The organism is Photobacterium sp. (assembly GCF_057456235.1).
In genome coordinates this window covers 161,854-181,779 of record NZ_JBVCPH010000004.1, presented here as the reverse complement: position 1 = coordinate 181,779, position 19,926 = coordinate 161,854, and the positions used below count along the sequence as shown (strand labels likewise).

Annotated in this window: 18 protein-coding genes; 9 read left to right on the top strand and 9 right to left on the bottom strand. The window is 46.6% G+C overall.

Annotated elements, in window-relative coordinates; genetic code table 11:
* Positions 1-22: 22 nt before the first annotated feature.
* The 6 genes from AC2204_RS06650 to pspF form a co-directional block, all read right to left on the bottom strand.
* The gene (locus tag AC2204_RS06650; protein ID WP_318924709.1) at positions 23-847 is read right to left on the bottom strand and encodes a peptide ABC transporter ATP-binding protein; all 825 of its coding nucleotides are present in this window, start codon (positions 845-847) and stop codon (positions 23-25) included.
* On the bottom strand, positions 844-1,842 hold the full coding sequence (locus AC2204_RS06645) for a peptide ABC transporter ATP-binding protein (protein ID WP_318924708.1): 999 nt from the start codon (positions 1,840-1,842) through the stop codon (positions 844-846). Before AC2204_RS06645 ends, AC2204_RS06650 begins: the two co-directional genes overlap by 4 nt.
* Positions 1,842-2,729: a putrescine export ABC transporter permease SapC gene (sapC, locus tag AC2204_RS06640; RefSeq protein ID WP_318924707.1), complete on the bottom strand. Its 888-nt coding sequence runs from the start codon at positions 2,727-2,729 to the stop codon at positions 1,842-1,844. The genes AC2204_RS06645 and sapC overlap by 1 nt, the downstream gene beginning before the upstream one ends.
* Positions 2,716-3,678, bottom strand: a complete 963-nt coding sequence (locus AC2204_RS06635) for an ABC transporter permease (RefSeq protein WP_318924706.1) — start codon at positions 3,676-3,678, stop codon at positions 2,716-2,718. The genes sapC and AC2204_RS06635 overlap by 14 nt, the downstream gene beginning before the upstream one ends.
* Positions 3,679-3,681: 3 nt before the next feature.
* Positions 3,682-5,301: an ABC transporter substrate-binding protein SapA gene (gene sapA / locus AC2204_RS06630; RefSeq protein ID WP_318924705.1), complete on the bottom strand. Its 1,620-nt coding sequence runs from the start codon at positions 5,299-5,301 to the stop codon at positions 3,682-3,684.
* Between the two features lie 116 nt (positions 5,302-5,417).
* Positions 5,418-6,437: a phage shock protein operon transcriptional activator gene (gene pspF, locus AC2204_RS06625; protein WP_318924704.1), complete on the bottom strand. Its 1,020-nt coding sequence runs from the start codon at positions 6,435-6,437 to the stop codon at positions 5,418-5,420.
* 197 nt (positions 6,438-6,634) lie between these two features.
* Here pspF and pspA point away from each other — a divergent pair, with 197 nt between their 5' ends.
* The 6 genes from pspA to tyrR all read left to right on the top strand — a co-directional run bounded on the left by pspA (position 6,635) and on the right by tyrR (position 12,450).
* Positions 6,635-7,300, top strand: coding sequence for a phage shock protein PspA (pspA, locus tag AC2204_RS06620; RefSeq protein WP_318924703.1), 666 nt, complete (start codon positions 6,635-6,637; stop codon positions 7,298-7,300).
* A gap of 75 nt (positions 7,301-7,375) precedes the next feature.
* Positions 7,376-7,606 carry an envelope stress response membrane protein PspB gene (pspB, locus tag AC2204_RS06615; protein WP_318924702.1) on the top strand — a complete coding sequence of 77 codons (231 nt, stop codon included), beginning with the start codon at positions 7,376-7,378 and terminating at the stop codon, positions 7,604-7,606.
* Positions 7,603-7,989 (top strand): envelope stress response membrane protein PspC, encoded by a 387-nt coding sequence (gene pspC, locus AC2204_RS06610; protein ID WP_318924701.1) that lies wholly within the window; start codon positions 7,603-7,605, stop codon positions 7,987-7,989. Before pspB ends, pspC begins: the two co-directional genes overlap by 4 nt.
* Positions 7,990-8,174: 185 nt before the next feature.
* Positions 8,175-9,572, top strand: a complete 1,398-nt coding sequence (locus tag AC2204_RS06605) for a YcjX family GTP-binding protein (RefSeq protein WP_318924700.1) — start codon at positions 8,175-8,177, stop codon at positions 9,570-9,572.
* Complete coding sequence (locus tag AC2204_RS06600; RefSeq protein WP_318924699.1) at positions 9,569-10,636, top strand: YcjF family protein; 1,068 nt, start codon at positions 9,569-9,571, stop codon at positions 10,634-10,636. The genes AC2204_RS06605 and AC2204_RS06600 overlap by 4 nt, the downstream gene beginning before the upstream one ends.
* 278 nt (positions 10,637-10,914) lie before the next feature.
* Positions 10,915-12,450, top strand: coding sequence for a transcriptional regulator TyrR (tyrR, locus tag AC2204_RS06595; protein WP_318924698.1), 1,536 nt, complete (start codon positions 10,915-10,917; stop codon positions 12,448-12,450).
* 20 nt (positions 12,451-12,470) lie between these two features.
* Here tyrR and AC2204_RS06590 read toward each other — a convergent pair whose 3' ends face one another.
* Positions 12,471-12,959 (bottom strand): methylated-DNA--[protein]-cysteine S-methyltransferase, encoded by a 489-nt coding sequence (locus AC2204_RS06590; protein WP_318924697.1) that lies wholly within the window; start codon positions 12,957-12,959, stop codon positions 12,471-12,473.
* 19 nt (positions 12,960-12,978) lie between these two features.
* Here AC2204_RS06590 and rimJ point away from each other — a divergent pair, with 19 nt between their 5' ends.
* On the top strand, positions 12,979-13,563 hold the full coding sequence (gene rimJ / locus AC2204_RS06585; protein ID WP_318924696.1) for a ribosomal protein S5-alanine N-acetyltransferase: 585 nt from the start codon (positions 12,979-12,981) through the stop codon (positions 13,561-13,563).
* A gap of 71 nt (positions 13,564-13,634) precedes the next feature.
* Here rimJ and pyk read toward each other — a convergent pair whose 3' ends face one another.
* Together pyk and AC2204_RS06575 are read right to left on the bottom strand one after the other, a co-directional pair.
* Complete coding sequence (pyk, locus tag AC2204_RS06580; RefSeq protein ID WP_318924695.1) at positions 13,635-15,080, bottom strand: pyruvate kinase; 1,446 nt, start codon at positions 15,078-15,080, stop codon at positions 13,635-13,637.
* Positions 15,081-15,443: 363 nt separating this feature from the next.
* On the bottom strand, positions 15,444-16,298 hold the full coding sequence (locus AC2204_RS06575; RefSeq protein ID WP_318924694.1) for a MurR/RpiR family transcriptional regulator: 855 nt from the start codon (positions 16,296-16,298) through the stop codon (positions 15,444-15,446).
* A 418-nt stretch (positions 16,299-16,716) separates the two neighbouring features.
* Here AC2204_RS06575 and AC2204_RS06570 point away from each other — a divergent pair, with 418 nt between their 5' ends.
* A complete protein-coding gene (locus AC2204_RS06570; RefSeq protein WP_318924693.1) occupies positions 16,717-17,601 on the top strand; it encodes an SDR family oxidoreductase in 885 nt (294 codons plus the stop codon).
* A 1,017-nt stretch (positions 17,602-18,618) separates the two neighbouring features.
* A complete protein-coding gene (locus AC2204_RS06565; protein ID WP_318924691.1) occupies positions 18,619-19,743 on the top strand; it encodes a M20 family metallopeptidase in 1,125 nt (374 codons plus the stop codon).
* The last annotated feature ends 183 nt before the right edge of the window (positions 19,744-19,926 follow it).

The window sequence follows — 19,926 nt, the reverse complement described above, 5'->3', positions numbered from 1 at the left end:
TTACGTTGATAGGTCTATTGTGTTAGTGGCTGATCTTCGGCGTCGCACGACTGATACGCGTGGTTCTGTCGAGGGTCGGTGCTGCAAAGTGGCTATCGAGCAACTTCTGCGTTAACGGGTGTTGCGGATTACTGAATACTTCATTTGTCAGCCCTCGCTCAACCACCTCGCCATCTTGCATCACCATGACTTTATCGCTGAAGTGTTTAATCACGCCCATATGCTGGGAAACATAAATATATGACAGCCCCATCTCTTCTTGCAGCTCAAGCAACAGGTTGAGGATCTGCGAGCGCATTGACATATCCAGGCCGTTTAAGGCTTCATCGGCCACAATGATACAAGGTTGTAGAATTAATGCGCGAGCCAGTGAGACACGCTGTTTCTGGCCTGTCGCGAGCATTTGCGGGTAAAAGTAGGCATGCTCGGGTAATAGACCGACGCGTTTGAGGGTTTGCATAATACGACGCTCACGCTCTTGCGGCGTCATATTGGTGTTTCGCTTCAGTGGGCCTTCCAGGATACGGCCGATCTGAATTCGCGGATTTAGCGAAGTATTCGGATCTTGAAAAATCATCCGGATGAGTTTACAGCGGGTCTTAAAATCTTTTGGTTCAAGTACCTCACCGTTGACTCGGATAATGCCATCAGTTGGCTCTATGACACCCGCGAGCATTTTGGCCAGTGTCGACTTACCTGAGCCGTTTTCACCCATGAAAGCGATAGTTTCACCCGCATCGAGAGAAAACGAAACGGGTTTGACGGCTTCAATCGTACGGCGGCGAAACAGCCCGGATCGGTAATGATAATCTTTTTTCAGATTTTCGACTTCGAGTAGTGCACTCATTTCTTTGTTTCCTCCATATTTAGCGGGAAGTGGCAGCTAAACTTATGGCTTTTGATTTTCTGTCGTTTAGGTACCTCAACACATTTACGCTGCGCATGCGGACAGCGCGGGCCGAGTCGACAGCCAATGGGTAAGTGCTGCAGTGGAGGAATTGATCCCGGTAAGGTTTCCAGCTTACTTTTGTGGGCGATATTCAAGCTAAAATCAGGCATTGCGCGCAATAATGCTTCAGTGTACGGATGGTGGGGCGATTCAAGTAATTGCTTACGGCTGCCAGACTCGACCGATTGTCCGCAATACATTACCGTTATCCGGTCTGCCCATTGGGTAACCGTGGTTAAATCATGGCTGACTAAGAGAATGGTCGTATTACTCAGCTGATTCATGCGACTTAGCAAGCGAAAGATCTGAGCCTGAGTGATTGGATCCAGATCATTGGTCGGCTCATCGGCAATGAGCAGGCGCGGACGGTTGGCGATAGCCATCGCAATCATTACTTTCTGGCATTCACCATCGGTCAGTTCATACGAGTAACTATTCATGACCCGCTTATGATCTTTGATCCCCACTTTGTGCAATAGGGCAATGGCTTGTTTTTGACGCCAGCGTAACCGGTGCCACCATTTACCGGAAAAGGATGATGACGGAATTGCTTCTTCAAGCTGTTCACCCGCCTTTTCTGACGGGTCAAGACACGATGAGGCTTCCTGAAAGATCATTGCAATTTCACGTCCGACAATTTTCCGGCGTTGGCGTGGCGAAAGTGTGAGCAAATCGATATCACCTAACCGCATACGGTCAGCGCTGATTCGCCAGTTATCTTTGGTTACACCGGCGATTGCTTTGGCGACCAAGCTTTTACCGGACCCAGATTCACCCACTAATCCGCGAATTTCGCTCTCGTTAATGGTCAGGCTCATGCGATCGACGGCCTTTACCATTCCTTGAGGAGTATCTATTTCGATGGTCAGGTTTCGAATATCGAGTAATGGCATTAATCTATTCCCGCATTTAAAGCTTGGCGGAGTCCGTCTCCTACTAAGTTTACGACTAATACACTGAACGTGATTGCCAATCCTGGCAATGTGACTGTCCATGGTGCCAGGTAAATCAATTCAATTGAATCGCCGAGCATCGCTCCCCATTCTGAAGAAGGCGCTTGTGCTCCTAATCCCAGAAAGCCTAAAGCGGCAATATCTAAGATAGCGATAGAAATTGCCCGGGTTAACTCGGTGGTGACGACCGTTAAAATATTGGGCAAGATCGAGTTATACAGCAGATAATAATTATTGGCACCGTCTAAGCGCGCCGCGATTATGTAGTCTTTTTCGACCTCGTTATGTACGGCGGTATAAATCGCGCGGATAAAGCGAGGGATCAACGCCAGCCAGATCGCTAACAGAATATTGTTTTCCCCAGGTCCCATATATGCCACCACAATAATGGCGAGAAGCAGCGAGGGAATAGAGAGTACCGTGTCCAATGCATGATTAAGGATACTGGATTTGAGGCCTCGGGTCATACCGGCCAGGACACCGATAGTAAAGCCGATTACAGCGGATGCGAAAGCGATAAGCAGCGCGTAGCCAAAAGTAAGCTGAGACCCTAGCAGTAAGCGCGTTAACATATCGCGGCCTAAATCATCGGTCCCAAAGAAGAAGGACACATAGCCGGCCGGATCCCACGATGGCGGCATCAACAGTTCGCCAACTTGCTGGTGGGGTTGATACGGTACCAGCCATTGGGCCGTGATGGTGATTAAAAGCAGAAACAGCAAGAGCCACAGGCCGAACATTGCAAGCGAATTAGCGCGGAAATTCAGCCAGGAGCGCTCCCACTGGGTCGGAATTTTCTGCTCCTGGTAAACGTTACTTGATAGCATACCATTCCTTCCTTACCAGTGGGTTAACCACTGCACCCGCAAGATCCGAGAGGATATTGGCAAGCAGTGTAAAGCTCGCCACGGTAATGACTCCAGCCTGAATGGCAACGTAGTTTTGCTCAGAAATAGCATTCAGCAGCCAGCGGCCTATTCCCGGCCAGTTGAAGATAGATTCAGTCAGCATGGCGAAGGTCATCATGGTTGAAAACTGCATCCCGAGTTTTGGAATAATGGGGGGAATGGCGTTTTTCATGCCGTGGCGCATTACAATTTCAAACATCGACAAACCTTTAGTTTGTGCCACTTTAATGAAGTTTTGGGTCATGACTTCCGAGAATGATGAACGGGCTAAACGAATAACTTCGGTTGTCGGGGCCATGGCCAATACCAGCGTTGGCAGAATCAGGTGCTGAATAACATCAAAAAGCGCTTCGGCACGATAAGGTTTGTCTGACAGCATCACATCAATAATAGCAACCCCGGTAACATGATCAATCTCATACAGTAAGCTGTATCTGCCTGCGACAGGTAGCCAGCCTAAATTTAGAGAAAACAAAAAAATCAGCAGCATTGCAAGCCAAAACAGGGGAATAGAATATCCCAGCAAGGTTATGGAGGAGATAACGGTATCAACGATACGACCTCGGCGTACGCCTGCCAGTGTGCCAACCGGAATACCAATCAGTAATGACAGCAGGAAAGCAAAGAAGCACAGCTCCAAGGTTGCTGGGAAGACGGTTAAGACTTCCTGAGTGATCGGTTCTCCATTGAGATTCAAGCCCAGGTTACCCGACGCCAAATTCTCTACATAGAGTAGCCAGCCACTCCATAATGGCTGGCTACTCCATAATGAGTTCTGGTCTAGGCGTAAGATACTGAACCCGATCATCGTTAGTATGGCGAGCGTAATGATAAAGAGATTCAGGCGACGAATGGTATAAATAAACATGTTCTACTCGCTTCGGTAAACGCTTGAGAAAGAGCGAGTGCCAAAAGGACTCATCTGCAATCCACCTAATGACTTGTGGTGAACCTGAAAGTGCACACCATGTGCGAGTGGAATGATTGGTACTTGTTCATCCAGCACATCCTGGGCAAGTTGGTAATAATTCAAACGCTGACCGATTTTAGTGGTACGTAAGGCAAGTTCAAGCAGGTTATCAAATCTCAGGTTACACCAATTTGCGACATTTAATCCTGCTTGTTTGGCGTTACATGAGAGCAACGGACGAAGGAAGTTATCGGGATCACCGTTATCGGCAATCCAGCCCGTTAAAATTAGATCGAAACCCGTCGAGTCATCGATACTGATGCGATCCCGCTTTTCCTGATGCGAGACGCTGACCTCAATACCGACGGCATTGAGATCAGCCTGGATCAGTTCGGCGGTCTTATTCGGGCTGGGGTTATAAGGTCGAGCCTCAAGAGGCACCATCATGGTTAAGTACAGATTTTTATCATAGCCAGCTTCTTTTAATAGGGCGACCGCGCGCTCCGGTGAAAAATCCAGCGCCTGGCTATTGTGGTTATAGGCCCACGACAACGGAGGTAACAGGCTTTTGGCTTTGGTACCGGTACCGTAATATACCGAGTTCAGCAGGTTTTCTCGGTTTATCGCCAAGCTGATGGCTTTTCGTACTCTTAAGTCTTGCAGTACAGGCTTGTTGTTATTGATAGCAAGGAAAGCCACATTCATCCCTGTCTGAGCCATTAATTCAAAATCCGGGTTATCAGTAATAACCGGTAGCTGGCTGGCAAGCGGGGAAGACAGAACATCGCACTCGTGGCTTAATAGTTTGGCTAACGTCCCAGTGCCGCGAGAGGAAATATCAAATACCACCTGTTCCATCGGCGCGGCACCTTGCCAGTATCCCCAGTGGCGCTTAAGGCGGATCAAGTCACTCGGGATGTATTGATCAAGATAAAAAGGTCCGGTACCAATCGGCTTCATATCAAGTTGATTGAGCTGACCTGCTTTAAACAGCTGCTCACCATATTCCTGCGAATATATGACGGCATAACTGGTTGCAAGGTTTGACAGGAAGGAATTATCCGGCCGGAGCAGAGTGAACTTCACGGTGTGTGGATCCAGCGCCTGAATATCTTCAATCAGATGACTAAAATCGAGGCTTTCAAACCAGGGATAACGGCCTCCGGACACTTTGTGGAAAGGGTGGTTGGGCTCAATCACCCGCTTGAAACTGAATATGACATCTTGGGCGTTGAGCTGGCGGCTTGGCGTAAACCAGTCTGTAGACTGAAATTCAATGCCTGTACGCAGAGAGAATGTATACTCAAGCCCGTCATCACTGACGGACCAGCTACGAGCGACACTTGGTAATGGCTGGTGGCTGACGGGATCTAGCATTAACAGTCGGTCGAAGATTTGTGCTGCTAGGGTATCGACAGTAAGCCCGCCATCAGTTAATTGTGGATTGAACGTCTTCGGCGTATCTTGCCCACAATAGACAAAGCCGCGGCTACGAGTATTGCTATCTTGTTGAGGTTCACTGCACCCCAGTAGGCCGAGAAGGCTGAAACAAGTAAGGAGCAGACGCGAATAGGCACTCATATTGAAAAGGAATTTATTGAAAACAAGTGGGTAAATTTAACATTTTCCATCACTGTCACCAAGCTATCATCCTTAATAACTGTTTATTTCTAAGGTTTTGTTGCTAATAATTAGTATTAATTATCAAGACTGCCACCGACTAACTGGTATTTACGCAGTAAACCTCTTAGTTGATGGTAGCTTAATCCCAACAGTTCAGCGGCTTTTCGCTGATTAAATTTAGCGTGAACCAATGCGTTATGTATAATTTTGATCTCTTGATCTTGTTGCCACTGGCGCAGATCAACCGGGAAGCTGATATCGGTAGCTGAGCGACCCGCTACCTCGATATCGCTCTGTTCACTTTCCGCCGGCTTGGTGTGCCAGGGGGCATGAAAAGGGTCAACAATGATTTCGCTGACTGGTTCATCTTCACTACTGTGGCGAAACACCGAACGTTCGACCACGTTCTTCAGCTCCCGAATATTCCCGGGCCAGCGGTAGTGGAGTAATTCACTTTTGGCTTCCGGTGAGAAGCCTGCGAAATAACCAAAACCTAATTCTCGGCACATACGTACGGCATAATATTCAGCCAGCGGAAAGATATCTTCCTGGCGTTCACGCAATGGCGGAAGATGAATAATATCAAAGGCCAAGCGATCGAGAAGGTCGGCGCGAAACGTACCGTCTCGGGCCAACTGCTGTAAATCCGCGTTGGTTGCGCAAATTAAACGGACGTTAGCCTGACAGGTTTTACTGCCTCCCACGCGTTCATATTCACCATATTCGATCACTCTTAATAGTTTTTCTTGCACGCCAAGCGGAGCGGTAGCTAATTCATCAAGAAAGAGTGTTCCGTCTTCAGCCCGTTCAAAACGTCCCTGATGACGACCTTTTGCGCCGGTAAATGCGCCGGCTTCATGGCCGAAAAGCTCTGAGTCGATGAGCCCTTCGCTCAGTGCTGCGCAATTTAAGGTGATCAACGGTTGATCCCAGCGGCGTGATAAATAGTGGATGCGCTGTGCAATCAGCTCTTTCCCCGTTCCTCTTTCGCCAAGAATAAGAATAGGACGGTCTAGAGGAGCAAGCCGGGAGGTCTGATCAAGTACGGAAAGAAACGCTTCTGATTCACCGATTAAATTATCTGCCTTACGCATGGTCAATCTCGCTAAATATTGGCGTGTGTATCCACACAATAACAGCCTGTTTACGGAGATGTAAAGCTAAGTACATGATTTATATTCAACAATAAACTGGCACAGTACTTGATATATTTATGGTGTGTTATTAAGTTAGTCAACAAAAAATCAGCCAGAAGCTTAAGCAGCGGCGGGTTTAACTAAGGAGTTTTATTATGGGTATTTTTTCTCGCTTTGCAGACATTGTAAATGCAAATGTAAACTCATTGCTTGATAAAGCTGAAGATCCGCAGAAGATGATCCGTCTGATCATTCAGGAAATGGAAGATACACTCGTTGAAGTTCGCACCACATCAGCCCGGGCTTTGGCTGATAAGAAGGAACTGCAACGCCGTATCAATGCAATCGAAGCACAAACCGATGACTGGCAGCAAAAAGCGAGCCTGGCACTGCAGAAAGGCCGTGAAGATCTGGCTCGTGCTGCCTTGATTGAAAAGCAAAAAATCAGTGATGTGGCGCTAACACTGAATGAGGAATATAAGTTAGTTGAAGAAACTATTGATAAGCTTAGCGGTGAAGTTGCCGAGCTTGAAACTAAGTTGCAAGAAACACGTGCCCGTCAACAAGCGTTGGTGATGCGTCATAAAGCGGCAGGTAACCGTCGTGATGTACGTCGTCAGCTTGATACCGGCAAAGTGGATGAAGCATTGTCGAAATTTGAGCAATATGAACGTCGTATTGATGAAGTGGAAGCCGAAGCTGACAGTTACAGCCTGGGCCGTGGTCAAAACTTGGAAGATGAGTTTGCCAATCTCCAAGCTCAGGATGAGATCGAAAAAGAACTGGCTCGTATGAAAGCGAACATTAAAGATAAAGAATAATAGCGGTGAGTTAAACGGCTACAAGAAAAATCACAGCGAATAACAAACTGATTCTGCGGAGAAAAGGAGAGAACAATGTCGATGGGTTTTATTGTTGGTCCAATAATGGTGTTTTTAATATTTGTTGCACCGCTGTGGCTTATTCTTCACTACCGCAGTAAGCGGAATGTGGGACAGGGTTTGTCAGGTGAAGATCAAGAAAAGTTACAGGCGTTAGTCTCTCGCGCAGAACAGATGCAGGAGCGTATCGTGACGCTCGAGCGTATTCTTGATGCTGAAGCGCCGCAGTGGAGGCAAAAACCATGAGTAAAATCCTATACCGCGATCCGAAGAACGGCAAACTGGGTGGGGTGTGTGCAGGTATTGCCGAATATTTCGGTGTTGAGATTTGGCTGGTGCGGATATTAACGGTATCCGCCTTTTTGTTCGGCGGCGGTTTTTTTGTAACGTTGGCTTATATTGCCGCTTGTCTGATCTTAGATAAAATGCCTGAAGAGCGCCTCCAGCAGCAAAATATTTACAAAGAACATAATGTGAAACAAAAGCCGTGGCAGGCAGGAAGACCACCAGAGCAAGTACTGGAGAGCGTGGAAGCTGAGTTGAATAGTATGGAGATAAACTTGCGCAAAATGGAAGCGTATGTGACGTCATCGGCTTTTAAAGTGGCACGTGAATTTAAAAATCTTTAGTGCGTACGGTTGGGCAACGTGGTCGAGCAAGAATGAAAAACAGAAGCAGGCTCTCGGCCTGCTTTTTGGTCTTTGATTGGGTTTTCAGTTTAGTAGAAAGAACTGAGTCAGATATTCATTACCCGTTCATATTGGTTGCGGTATAAAGTGGTTAAGAGCAGTCGTTGAATAACGCAGGAAAGAGTATGAATCGAATTAGTCGTGAGCTGAACAAATTAGTGAACCGGAGTTTAGACCGTCATGTCCGTCTGGCGGTAACAGGGTTATCCCGAGCCGGTAAAACGGCGTTTATTACTTCTCTTGTTAATCAGCTTCTGCATGTAAGTACTAACCCCCGTCTCCCTCTTTTCTCAGCGGTTCGTGATGGTAACTTGTTGGGATCTAAGCGTGTTCCACAGCTTGATATGCATGTGCCGAAGTTCGCTTATGATGAAGGAATGAATGCGTTACTGTCTTCCCCCCCGAGCTGGCCGGAGCCTACTCGAGATGTCAGTCAGACCCGTTTGGCTCTCAGGTATAAACCGCAAAAGGGGCCGATGAAGTTACTGCAGGAAACGGCAACCTTATATCTTGATATTGTTGATTATCCGGGAGAGTGGTTACTGGATTTACCCTTACTGAACCTGGATTACCTCACCTGGTCTCGTCAGCAAGCGCAGTTACTGAAGGGAAAACGCCTGACGCTGGCTCAAGATTGGCTGGCGCTAGGGGATGGGTTCGATCCACTTGCACCGGCAGATGAAGCCTTGATCGAGCGCCTTTCGGCAGCATTTACCGATTATCTGTTCAAGTGTAAGGCCGAAGGAGGCTTACATTGGGTACAGCCGGGTCGTTTCGTTTTGCCAGGCGAACTTGCCGGGGCACCGGTATTGCAGTTTTTCCCGTTTGTCTGGGCAGATAAATACACGGATGCACAGCTGCAACAGGCCGGTGAACACAGCAACCTCACAATGTTGCAAGACCGCTATAAGTATTACCAGCAACATGTCGTGAAGGCCTTCTATCGGGAGCATTTCTCTACCTTCGATCGGCAGATCATTCTGGTGGATTGTCTGCAACCGCTAAATGGTGGGCCTGAATCGTTTAATGATATGCGCCAGGCGCTGGATCAGCTGATGCAGAGCTTTAAATACGGTCGCAGTTCGTTATTGCGCCGCTTGTTTTCACCACGCATCGATAAAGTGTTGTTTGCGGCGACCAAAGCTGATCATGTGACCGCAGATCAGCATCCCAATCTAGTAAGCCTGTTACAGCAATTAGTCAATGAGGCCTGGCATACGGCTTCATTTGAAGGGATTAAGATGGATTGTGTCAGTCTTTCATCAATTCAGGCAACAGAGCCGGGATTTGTCGCTTATAAAGGAGAGCAAATGCCTGCTTTGCGAGGCCATACATTAAATGGCCAGATCCAGACCCTTTTTCCTGGCGAGGTGCCAAGACGTTTACCAAATGAGAGTTTCTGGCAAAATAATGGGTTCGACTTTGTGAATTTTCGGCCGCTGGCCCTGCAAAGTGACGAGCCACTTCCCCATATCCGAATGGATAAAGCCTTAGAGTATCTGCTTGGAGATAAATTGAAATGAGTGAATCCTATAAAACCAAGATCTTATTTGATCAACCTGAGCAGGGATCCCAGGCAAGTAAATTTAGCCAGCCCGACAATCAACGAAATAAGCCAGAAAGTGAACTCACCAGTCAGATGCAGTTTGCCGAAGAAAATGGCTTTTTTCCTGATGTTAAAGTTGACCATGATGTTGAAGAACAGCTTTCGCAAGCCCTTGCCAGTCAACCTAAGCGCGGTACTGGCTGGCTGAAAGGCCTGTTAATTGCGGGGGCGGCTATGACGGGGTGGCAGACTGTTGATTATGTTGTGTCAGCGTACCAAGGCAGTGACTGGTTAGCGCTGGGATGGAGTGGCATTGTCGCGGCAGTGGCCGTGACCGGCATCACCGCGTTAGGGCGAGAGTTGCTGAAGTTACGCCGACTAAAACAACGACAAACAGAGCGCGATCAGGCTCAGGCATTATTAGAGGCCGACGGTATCGGTCAGGGCAAAGCATTTTGCATGAAGTTGGCAAAACAGAGCAACATCAGGGACGAACATGTCGGCTATGATCGCTGGGTACGGGCACTCGCGGCAACTCACAATGATCGGGAAGTGCTGGAGCTCTATGATCAGCTGGTACTTTGTCACCAGGATAAGCTAGCGCGACGTTTAGTGGCGAAATATTCCAGTGAAGCCGCTGTCATGGTTGCGCTTAGCCCGTTAGCGCTGGCAGATATGTTGCTGGTAGCATGGCGTAACTTTAAATTAATTGATCAAATCTCAGCCGTTTATGGTGTCGAACTTGGCTATTGGTCACGGATTAAACTGGTCAAATTAGTACTGGCAAATATGGCCTTTGCCGGGGCAACAGAAGTTATTGCCGATACCGGAATGGACATGCTTTCTATTGATTTGGCCGGACGGATGTCAACCCGGGTTGCCCAAGGGGTTGGTGTGGGCTTACTCACCGGACGGTTAGGCCTGAAAGCGATGGGTGTAATGCGTCCATTGCCCTGGCAGCCTGAGCAGCAACCAAGGCTGGGTGAAATTCGCCGTGATTTGTTAGCGCAACTGACACGAAAAGGTGATATATCCAAGTAACCTCAAGATGTGGCGTTCTGAGCTTCTCGGCGTGGCTGGATTAAACAGATGATCTCTGCTCCGTATTGCTCAGAGAACAGTCATATGTACAGATCATGATTGTTCCACCTCTCATCATGCCACATCAGTGACTTGACTCACATTCAGCTTCGTCGCACACTTTAATAGTGTCAACTATTCCTGACACATTAACAGACCAAACAGTATAATTATCTGATCCACACAGAGTATTCAGCTGTTGAGCACAAACCGAACGTTGAAACGAGAAGGCGCACGATATGAGGTTACAAGTCAATTGCGAAGACCGGCTTGGAATAACCCGAGAACTGCTCGATATATTATCCAGCAAAGAAATTAACCTTAGGGGGATTGAAATTGACCGCATCGGGATCATTTATCTCAATTGTCCAGAGATTGAGTTTGAACAATTTAGTCAGCTCATGTCGCAAATTCGTCAGTTAGATGGTGTAACCGATGTTCGTAAAATCCAGTTCATGCCCAGTGAGCGGGAACATAAAGAACTCAAGGCACTTTTGCAGACCCTTCCGGATCCTTTCTTCTCAATCAATCTCAGCGGAAAGGTCGACCTTGCCAACGAAGCAGCCGAACATCTGATGGGGAAATCCAGCCACGATTTATTAGGGGAAAGTATCCAGGTGATCCTGGGCTTCAACTACAGTCGCTGGTTGGAAAAAGAGGGGGCTCAAAAGCGTAGTGAGATGGTGGTGATTTCAGGCCTTGATTATCTGATGGAAGTCATGCCGGTGTATGTGGCTGATGAGAGTGAAGAGCCGGTATTAGCCAGTGCCGTGATCCTGCTTAAATCTCTGTCTGAGGCGAAAATGCCGATCGCAATGCGCAAAATCAGTGGAGATAACGGTTTTGAGCATTTAGTCGGGCAATCTTCCCGCTTCAAGCATTTGCTTGCTCAAGCTAAAAAACTGGCTTTGCTGGATGCCCCTTTACTGATCCAGGGTGAAACAGGGACCGGGAAAGAGATGCTGGCACGTGCTTGCCACCAGCGTTCGATACGTCGAGAGCAGCCTTTTCTCGTGGTTAACTGTGTCTCTATGCCAGATAATGCCGCGGAAACTGAGTTGTTCGGTTTCGCAGGTGATCACCATGAGCCAGGTAAGAAAGGTATTTTTGAGCAAGCAGCTGGTGGTACTGTCTTCTTGTATGAGATTGGTGAAATGTCGCCTCACCTGCAAATTAAGCTACTGCGTTTTTTGCAAGACGGTACATTCCGCCGGGTCGGTGAAGAAGAAGAGGTTAAAGTCGATGTTCGGGTGATTTGTTCAACCCAGAAAAAACTTCCAGACTTAGTCGCTGCGGGTGATTTTCGCGAAGATCTTTATTATCGACTGAATGTATTAGCGTTAGTTGTTCCGTCGTTGCGAGAGCGCAGCGCCGATATTGTACCGTTGGCTGAGTTGTTTTTGGCCCAGTTTGCCCAAGAGTTACAACAGCCAAAGCCGCGAATTTCAGAACAATTGGCGCAATACCTCAGTCAGTATGCGTGGCCTGGTAACATCCGCCAGCTTCGCAATGTGTTATTTCGGGCGATGACTCAGGTCGAGGGGCCCGAAATTACAGTTGACGATGTGCAGCTGCCCGAAAATGAGTCGGCGAGTATCATCAGCGATGAGACGTTAGACGGCTCACTTGATGAAATCATGAAGCGTTATGAGTCGGGGATCCTGGCGAACCTTTATCGCAGCTACCCATCAACCCGTAAGCTGGCAAAACGGTTGGGTGTGTCTCATACAGCAGTAGCCAACAAACTGCGTGAGTATGGTCTGACGAAGCGCTAGCCTAAGCTGAAAATTACAGGTTAAGTTTTGTTCAGTAGAGAGAGTTGGCCAGATTCCAGCGCTAATAACTGAGACACCATTTCACGCCCATACCGGTAGCCACATAAGCTATCATTGTCATTGCGAACACGGTGGCAGGGTATGATTATCGGGATTGGATTGACATTCTTTGCCATTCCAATCGCCTGACCAGCTAGTGGAAGACCAATTTTTTTTGCTATTTGTTGGTAGTTACGGGTTTGGCCGAATGGTATCTCAGTGAGAGAGTGCCAGACTTGTTGTTGAAAAGCCGTACCTTGTGGTGCCAGCGGAAGAGTGAAGGTGCGCCGTTTGCCACCGAGGTATTCTTTTAGCTGGCTAATATAGGGTTTCATTGTGTCGGGATTGTGTTCCCAACTCGCATCGGGGCAAAAACCGGTGCTGCCAACAATCAATTGGCGTAGCCCCTTATCATCAGCAAGCAGATAGATTTTTCCTAATACGGTATCTAGACAGTCGTAGTACATCATTATGTTATAAGAGGCTAATTTGTTTAATACTATTATAAACCGCTCTTCAACATTAGTAGTTGATGAACTTAAAATTCGTTTGATTAGTACCAAAGATGCGCAACGCATATCAGCTTATTACAAAAAAAATCGCCAATTTCTCCAGCCTTGGGAACCGCTGCGCGAAGAAGGTTTCTTTTCGCTAGAAGGATGGGAAAAAAGGCTGATCCAATTATCGGAGCTGCAAAAGCATCATTTAGCTTATTATTTTGTGATAGTGAAGCAGGGTTCTGACGACATTTGTGGTGTCATTAATTTTAGTAATTTGATCAAGCATCCTTTCTATGCCTGCCATGTTGGTTACTCACTGGGTGAAGAATATCAGGGGCAAGGTATTATGCGCCGTTCGTTGAATGCAGTGGTGAAATGGATGTTTGAAGAGAGGCATTTCCATCGCATTATGGCGGGGTACATGCCGAGAAATACGAAAAGCGGCAAGGTGCTGTCTGAACTCGGATTTGAAAAAGAAGGCCAGGCCAAAGACTATCTGTTGATAAATGGCAACTGGGAAGATCATATACTGACCGCAAAGACAAACCCGCACTGGACGCCGCCAGATAAATGATAGGTATAAAAAAGAGGCTTGCTATAGCAGATAGCAGCGAGCCTCTTTAACCGTATCAAATACGTAGGAATTTATTCTACTGTCAGAATACGGATGTTATTCGTTGAACCAACAGTATCCATCACATCACCTTGAGTGACGATGACCAGATCCCCCTTTACTAAATAGCATTTATCTTTCAGGACGGCGATTGCGTGCTTAGCAGCTTCAAGACCTGAATCGCTATCACGATCAAAGTACACCGGTGTTACCCCACGGTATAGTGCTGCACGGTTTAGGGTCTTTTCATTACGCGACATTGCAAAGATAGGCAGACCAGAAGAAATACGAGACATCATGAGTGGTGTGCGGCCAGACTCTGTCATTGTGATCATCGCTTTAACGCCTTCCATGTGGTTGGCAGCATACATGGTCGACATTGCAATTGTTTCTTCCGGAGATGAGAAAGTACGAGACAGGCGGTGTTTAGAAATATTGATGCTTGGCTCTTTTTCTGCACCAATACATACGCTAGCCATTGCCTTTACGGTTTCAACCGGGAAGGCGCCAGCAGCCGTTTCGGCAGACAGCATCACGGCATCGGTACCATCAAGTACGGCGTTCGCCACATCCATGACTTCTGCACGTGTTGGCATTGGGCTGGTGATCATTGACTCCATCATCTGAGTCGCGGTGATCACGGTACGGTTCAGGCTACGCGCACGACGGATCAGTTTCTTCTGAACACCGACTAATTCGGGGTCACCAATTTCTACACCGAGATCACCACGAGCAACCATAACCACGTCAGATGCCATGATAATGTCATCCATCGCTTCTGTGGTTGCAACGGCTTCCGCACGTTCAACCTTTGCAACCAGTTTAGCCTCCAGGCCAGCATCGGTCGCCAGACGGCGGGCATATTTCATGTCTTCGCCGTTGCGAGGGAAAGAGACCGCAAGATAGTCGACCCCTATTTTCGCAGCAGTAAGAATGTCGGCTTTATCTTTGTCTGTCAGCGCTTCTGCTGACAGGCCGCCACCTTTTTTGTTAATACCTTTGTTATTGGAAAGCGGGCCAGCTACCGTCACTTCGGTGTGAACCTTGTTGCCTTCTACGGCAATAACTTTCAACTGTACACGGCCATCATCAAGAAGAAGAATATCGCCAGTAGTCACGTCTTTTGGCAGTTCTTTATAATCAAGACCCACGGAGTTCTGATCACCGTTACCTTTAGGAAGATCACTATCCAGAGTGAATTTATCACCGATAGCAAGCTGGATTTTACCTTCTTTAAATGTCGAAACGCGGATTTTAGGACCTTGCAAATCGCCAAGAATTGCAACGTGTTTACCGAGTTTAGCGGCGATTTCACGTACCGTTTTAGTGCGTTGAATATGATCTTCAGGACTACCATGAGAGAAATTCATTCGAACAACGTTTGCACCCGCAGCGATAATTTTTTCAAGGTTGTTATCACGGTCGGTAGCAGGACCAAGGGTCGTTACGATCTTTGTACGTCTAAGTCTTTCTGACATTGGAAACTCCATCTATTATTTAATCTGCCAATTTCAGCGGGAGAGGTCACAATAATTAACTTGCCGCTAAATGTGACTGAAATTTTACTACATAAGCAGGGCACTTAGAGCTGTTCTTTATCAACAAACTGAAACATCAGTACACTTGTTTTGTGAAAAAGTGATGAATAAAAGAGCCATTGTATTCATACTTGCCCATAAAAGAGGCTGTAAACATGTTAAGCGTCTGCTTAAGTGTAGCTGCGGTATAGAGGCGATTTGGCGATAAATGTGAGGGCAGATATTTCGCGGGATGCTGTGTTGAGGGTATAAAAAAGCATGAATAATCATCCATGCTTTTTTGATTGATCTATAGGGTCTGAATTACAGAGTATTTTCTTTTGAAAAGCGGGAGTCTTTTAACGATTCTTTCACCCGTTTCAGGTTTTCTCTAAACCCAGCACCGCGTCGTAAAGTGAACCCGGTTGCCAGTACATCAATTACGGTCATTTGTACAACACGGCTTGCCATCGGCATATAAATATCAGTATCTTCCGGTACATCTAAGCAAATAGATAAAGAACACTCACGATCGAGTGGAGAGTCTTTTGCGGTAATACCGATAACCGTAGCACCGTTTTCACGGGCCATATGAGCAATTTCTACCAGGCTCTTAGTTCGGCCGGTATGAGAAATCACCACGACAACGTCACCATCGGTGCAGTTAATCACGCTCATACGTTGCATTACGATGTCATCAAAACAAACAATAGGAATATTGAAACGGAAGAATTTATTTTGTGCATCATGAGCCACGGAAGCGGATGCCCCCAGGCCAAAGAAAGAGATTTTCTTGGCCTGGGTCAGCAAATCAACGGAACGGTTGATTTGCATTGGATCTATGCTGTTTTTGGCGACATCAAGGCAGGCCATAGTTGATTCGAAAATCTTTGCTGTATAAGCATCTGGCCCATCATCTTCTTCGACATTACGGTTCACATAAGGCGTACCATTGGCAAGACTTTGTGCCAAGTGAAGTTTAAAATCAGGGAAGCCCTTCGTATCAAGACGGCGACAAAAACGGTTTACTGTCGGCTCACTGACATCGGCCATTTTAGCCAGAGTCGCAATGCTAGAGTGAATAGCCGTTTGCGGCGAAGCGATGATCACTTCTGCAACTTTACGTTCAGACTTACTGAAATTGTCTAAATTTTTTTGAATCTTTTCTAGGGTATTCATGGAGATTACCGCGCTTCGTTACTGAATTTCATTAAAGGCCATTTCGCTCTCACGAAGCCAATTATTTTGAAACTATACTACTTTTCATAGATCTGCTCCTAGTAATTCCATGAATCTTGGTTTCTCTTTTTATTATAGTTTGACCGGGATCGAGTTTTTTCTTTCAGTTCTGAAGGTTTTTGTGAATATATTTTCTTTTTAAGGCCGGTTTGGCATTATTTCTGTTATTAAATTTCATCCGGAAGGGATTAATTTACAGGTCGAAATAAATATAATGACTTTATGCCATTTGTTGTCGCTGGCGTCTGTGTCAGCGTTATATCTCTAAACCGCGTAAATATTCCGAGTTCTGCATACCTCGGCGTAGTTTGGGTATATCGTGGGTAGTAATTTGCACTGAGATTAAGGATTATTGTTTATGAAAGTGAGTATTTGCGGGTGTGGCTGGTTAGGTTTGCCATTAGCAAAATATTTGGTTGCAAAAGGACTAGAGGTGTATGGAAGTAAAACTCAGGCTGTATCTGCTAGCCAACTTCTCCAATACGGAGTTCATGGTATTGCACTCACCATTCCTTTGGTCAATGGGGCAGAAAAAAAGGCGCTTGATGATAAAAACAAACAAGAACATCAGAATACGCAGCAGTTAAGCGACGTTACTGAATTTTTTCAAACTGACGTACTGGTTATCAATGTTCCTCCCCGGCGGAAAACGATGACAGGTCATGAGTATGTGGAGGCTATCTTATCGCTCTCTGACGCGGCAAAACAAGCAGGATGTCAGCGGGTGATTTTTGTCAGTACAACCTCCGTGTACGGTGGTTTGACGGGGGAGGTACTGGAAACATCCGTTCCTCAACCTGATACGGAATCAGGCCGTGCACATTTTCATATTGAACAACAACTTCGGAAATCTTGGGGCGACAACTTGGTCGTACTGCGTCTGGCTGGGCTGATTGGTCCGGGGCGTCATCCGGTTAACTATTTAGCCGGAAGAGAAAATCTGGCCGGAGGCGAAAAGCCCGTGAACTTGGTTCACCTTGATGACTGTATTCAGGCTATCGCTAGTATTATAGACCGGCAGCCAGCCTTAAAAGTCTTGCACCTTGCTGCAAAGTCACATCCCACGCGAAAGCATTATTATACCGCAATGGCCTCTAAAGCTGGTTTGCCGGAGCCTATTTTTACGGCAGATTCTTCGACGGGTGGAAAGATCATAAACGCGGATAAAAGCTGTAGGGTGTTGGATATAATAATGCGGCATGATGATCTAATGGGCCTTTCTCCTGAGATTGACAGCCACTGATTGTGCGTGGCCCCAGATCTGTCTTCCTTCTCTTTTCAGGCAAAAAAATCCCGCTGAAGTTCAGCGGGCGGAATGTTCCATAAAAACAATTAGGAGTTTGTAGCAGCAGTGGCATCTCTGATTAATGAAAAAGGAACCGTCTGGGTTGCTGTCTTCATTAATATTAATGTCACTAGTTATGACTCTGGGGATCAAAGAAGGTTCCAAGAAATGTTAAAAAAAACACTTTTTCTTCATGAATGGCTTTGTTACACAAAATTCTTACTTTAGATGATGTGAACTGGACGGAAAAGCACTCAGATAAAAAAATCCCGCTGAAGATCAGCGGGAGGAATGTTCCGTAAAACAATAAGGAGTTTGTAGCAGCAGTGGCATCTCTGATTAATGAAAAGGAACCGCCTGGGTTGCTGTCTTCATTAATATTAATGTCACTAGTTATGACTTCGGATATTCGCATTGGTTCAACATTTATGTCAGGAATCCCCAATATTGTTCAGAATCTCGTATTTTTTAGGTGGATTAGGTATAACGACCAAGGCTGAAGAGGGTTATCAAGGGATAAAAAAAAGCTCGCTGATAATCAGCGAGCCAAAGTTCTATTTACACAATAAGGAGTTAAGTAGCAGTGGCATTGTCGATTACAGAAGAGAAGACTTTGTGGGGCGGCCAGCTCACAAAAACATATGTCTCTAATCTTGATGCTACTAATTATGACCGGTCTTTTTAGGGTTAGTTCAAAGACGTGGTGCGCTTTCTGCCCATTTTTTTTAAGATGTTGATATGTTAAGGGTATTATTCCTACTATTTTGCGGTGACGATCTGAGCTGTTTCGCCAAGATGTGATTTAAATCAGGGTACGACAAATGCGGCTCTGGCACATTGTTCGCCTGTATCCCCCCCTTCCTAATGATGCGTCTCGTATTGTGAAGTTGCCTGGGTATATTTGTGGCCTGACATATCGCATTCATGCTGTAACCGTGTCAGTCGTGGCCTCTCTTAAGCATTAAAGGAAGCAAGATGGCTCTGAATTTTGACCTGAAAACATATCTGGACCAGCTTGAACAACTGGTTAATGTGGATTGCGGCAGTTATACCCCTGAGGGAATTGCTCAAATCGCTGACATTCTTACACCGATGTTTGAACAAATTGGCTTTACCGTGATTCGTCATCAGCTGGATGACAAAGCGGGTCCTTGCTTGGAAATCACCAATAGGCCAGATGCCGGTTTCTATGATGTGATGCTCAGTGGCCATATGGATACCGTGTTCCCGGCGGGTACTGTCTCAGAGCGGCCAATGACTTTCGATGAGCATAAAATCTATGGTCCGGGTGCTACGGATATGAAGTCAGGCATCCTCAGTGCTTGGTATGCTCTGCAAGCTCTGACGTCGGATGAGTTGGCACGTTTATCGATTGTTGTGGTATTAAATTGTGACGAAGAAATCGGTTCAATATATTCTCGCCAATGGCTGGAAAGTATTGCCCGTAAAAGCGGCCAGGTGTTGGTGTGCGAAGCTGCTCGTCCGACGGGTAATTTAATTCGTTCCCGTAAAGGCAACGCAAAGTATGAAATTGAATTTCATGGCGTCGCTTCTCACGCCGGATCTGCCTTGAGTGAAGGCGTGTCCGCTATCTATGAACTGAGCCAATGGGCATTGGCAATTAAAGGCATGGTTAACCTTGAAACCGGAACAACGATGAATGTCGGTGTTATCGAAGGCGGAATGGCGGTGAATGTGGTGCCGGATTATGCCAAAGCCATTGTTGATCTACGGTTCTGGAATACTGATGAGGCAGAAACGATTGATGGCCGATTACGCGAAATGGCTCAAGCACCTTTTGAAAAGGGCGCGAGGGTCACGGTCAATCGCGCGACGTTTAAACCTTCCATGCAGCCAAGTGCAGACACCGAAGCTCTGATCCGTTTGGTCAGTGAAGAAGCGGATAAGCTAAATATTGTCTATGGCTGGGAAGATGCCGGTGGTGGTTCAGATGGTAACTTTACGGCCGCAATGGGTACGCCGACGCTTGATGGTTTTGGGCCAATGGGCGCGGGTTTTCACAGTGATAAAGAATATTTGCTCATTGATTCTATTGAACCGCGTATTCAGCTATTGGCGCAGGTGTTAAAGCGTTTGTAGTCTTCGCTGGAACAAGTGGTTGCCGGACTAAGCCCGCAGAGCGCTGGCTTAGTCACATACAACAAAGAAAACCCATCTCTACGAGGGGACGGGTTCTGAAGAAAATCTTCTAAAAAAAGCAGTGGCATAATATAAGACCCATTAGCCTGTTTTTTGTTCCCATGAAATGTGATATTTATCAGT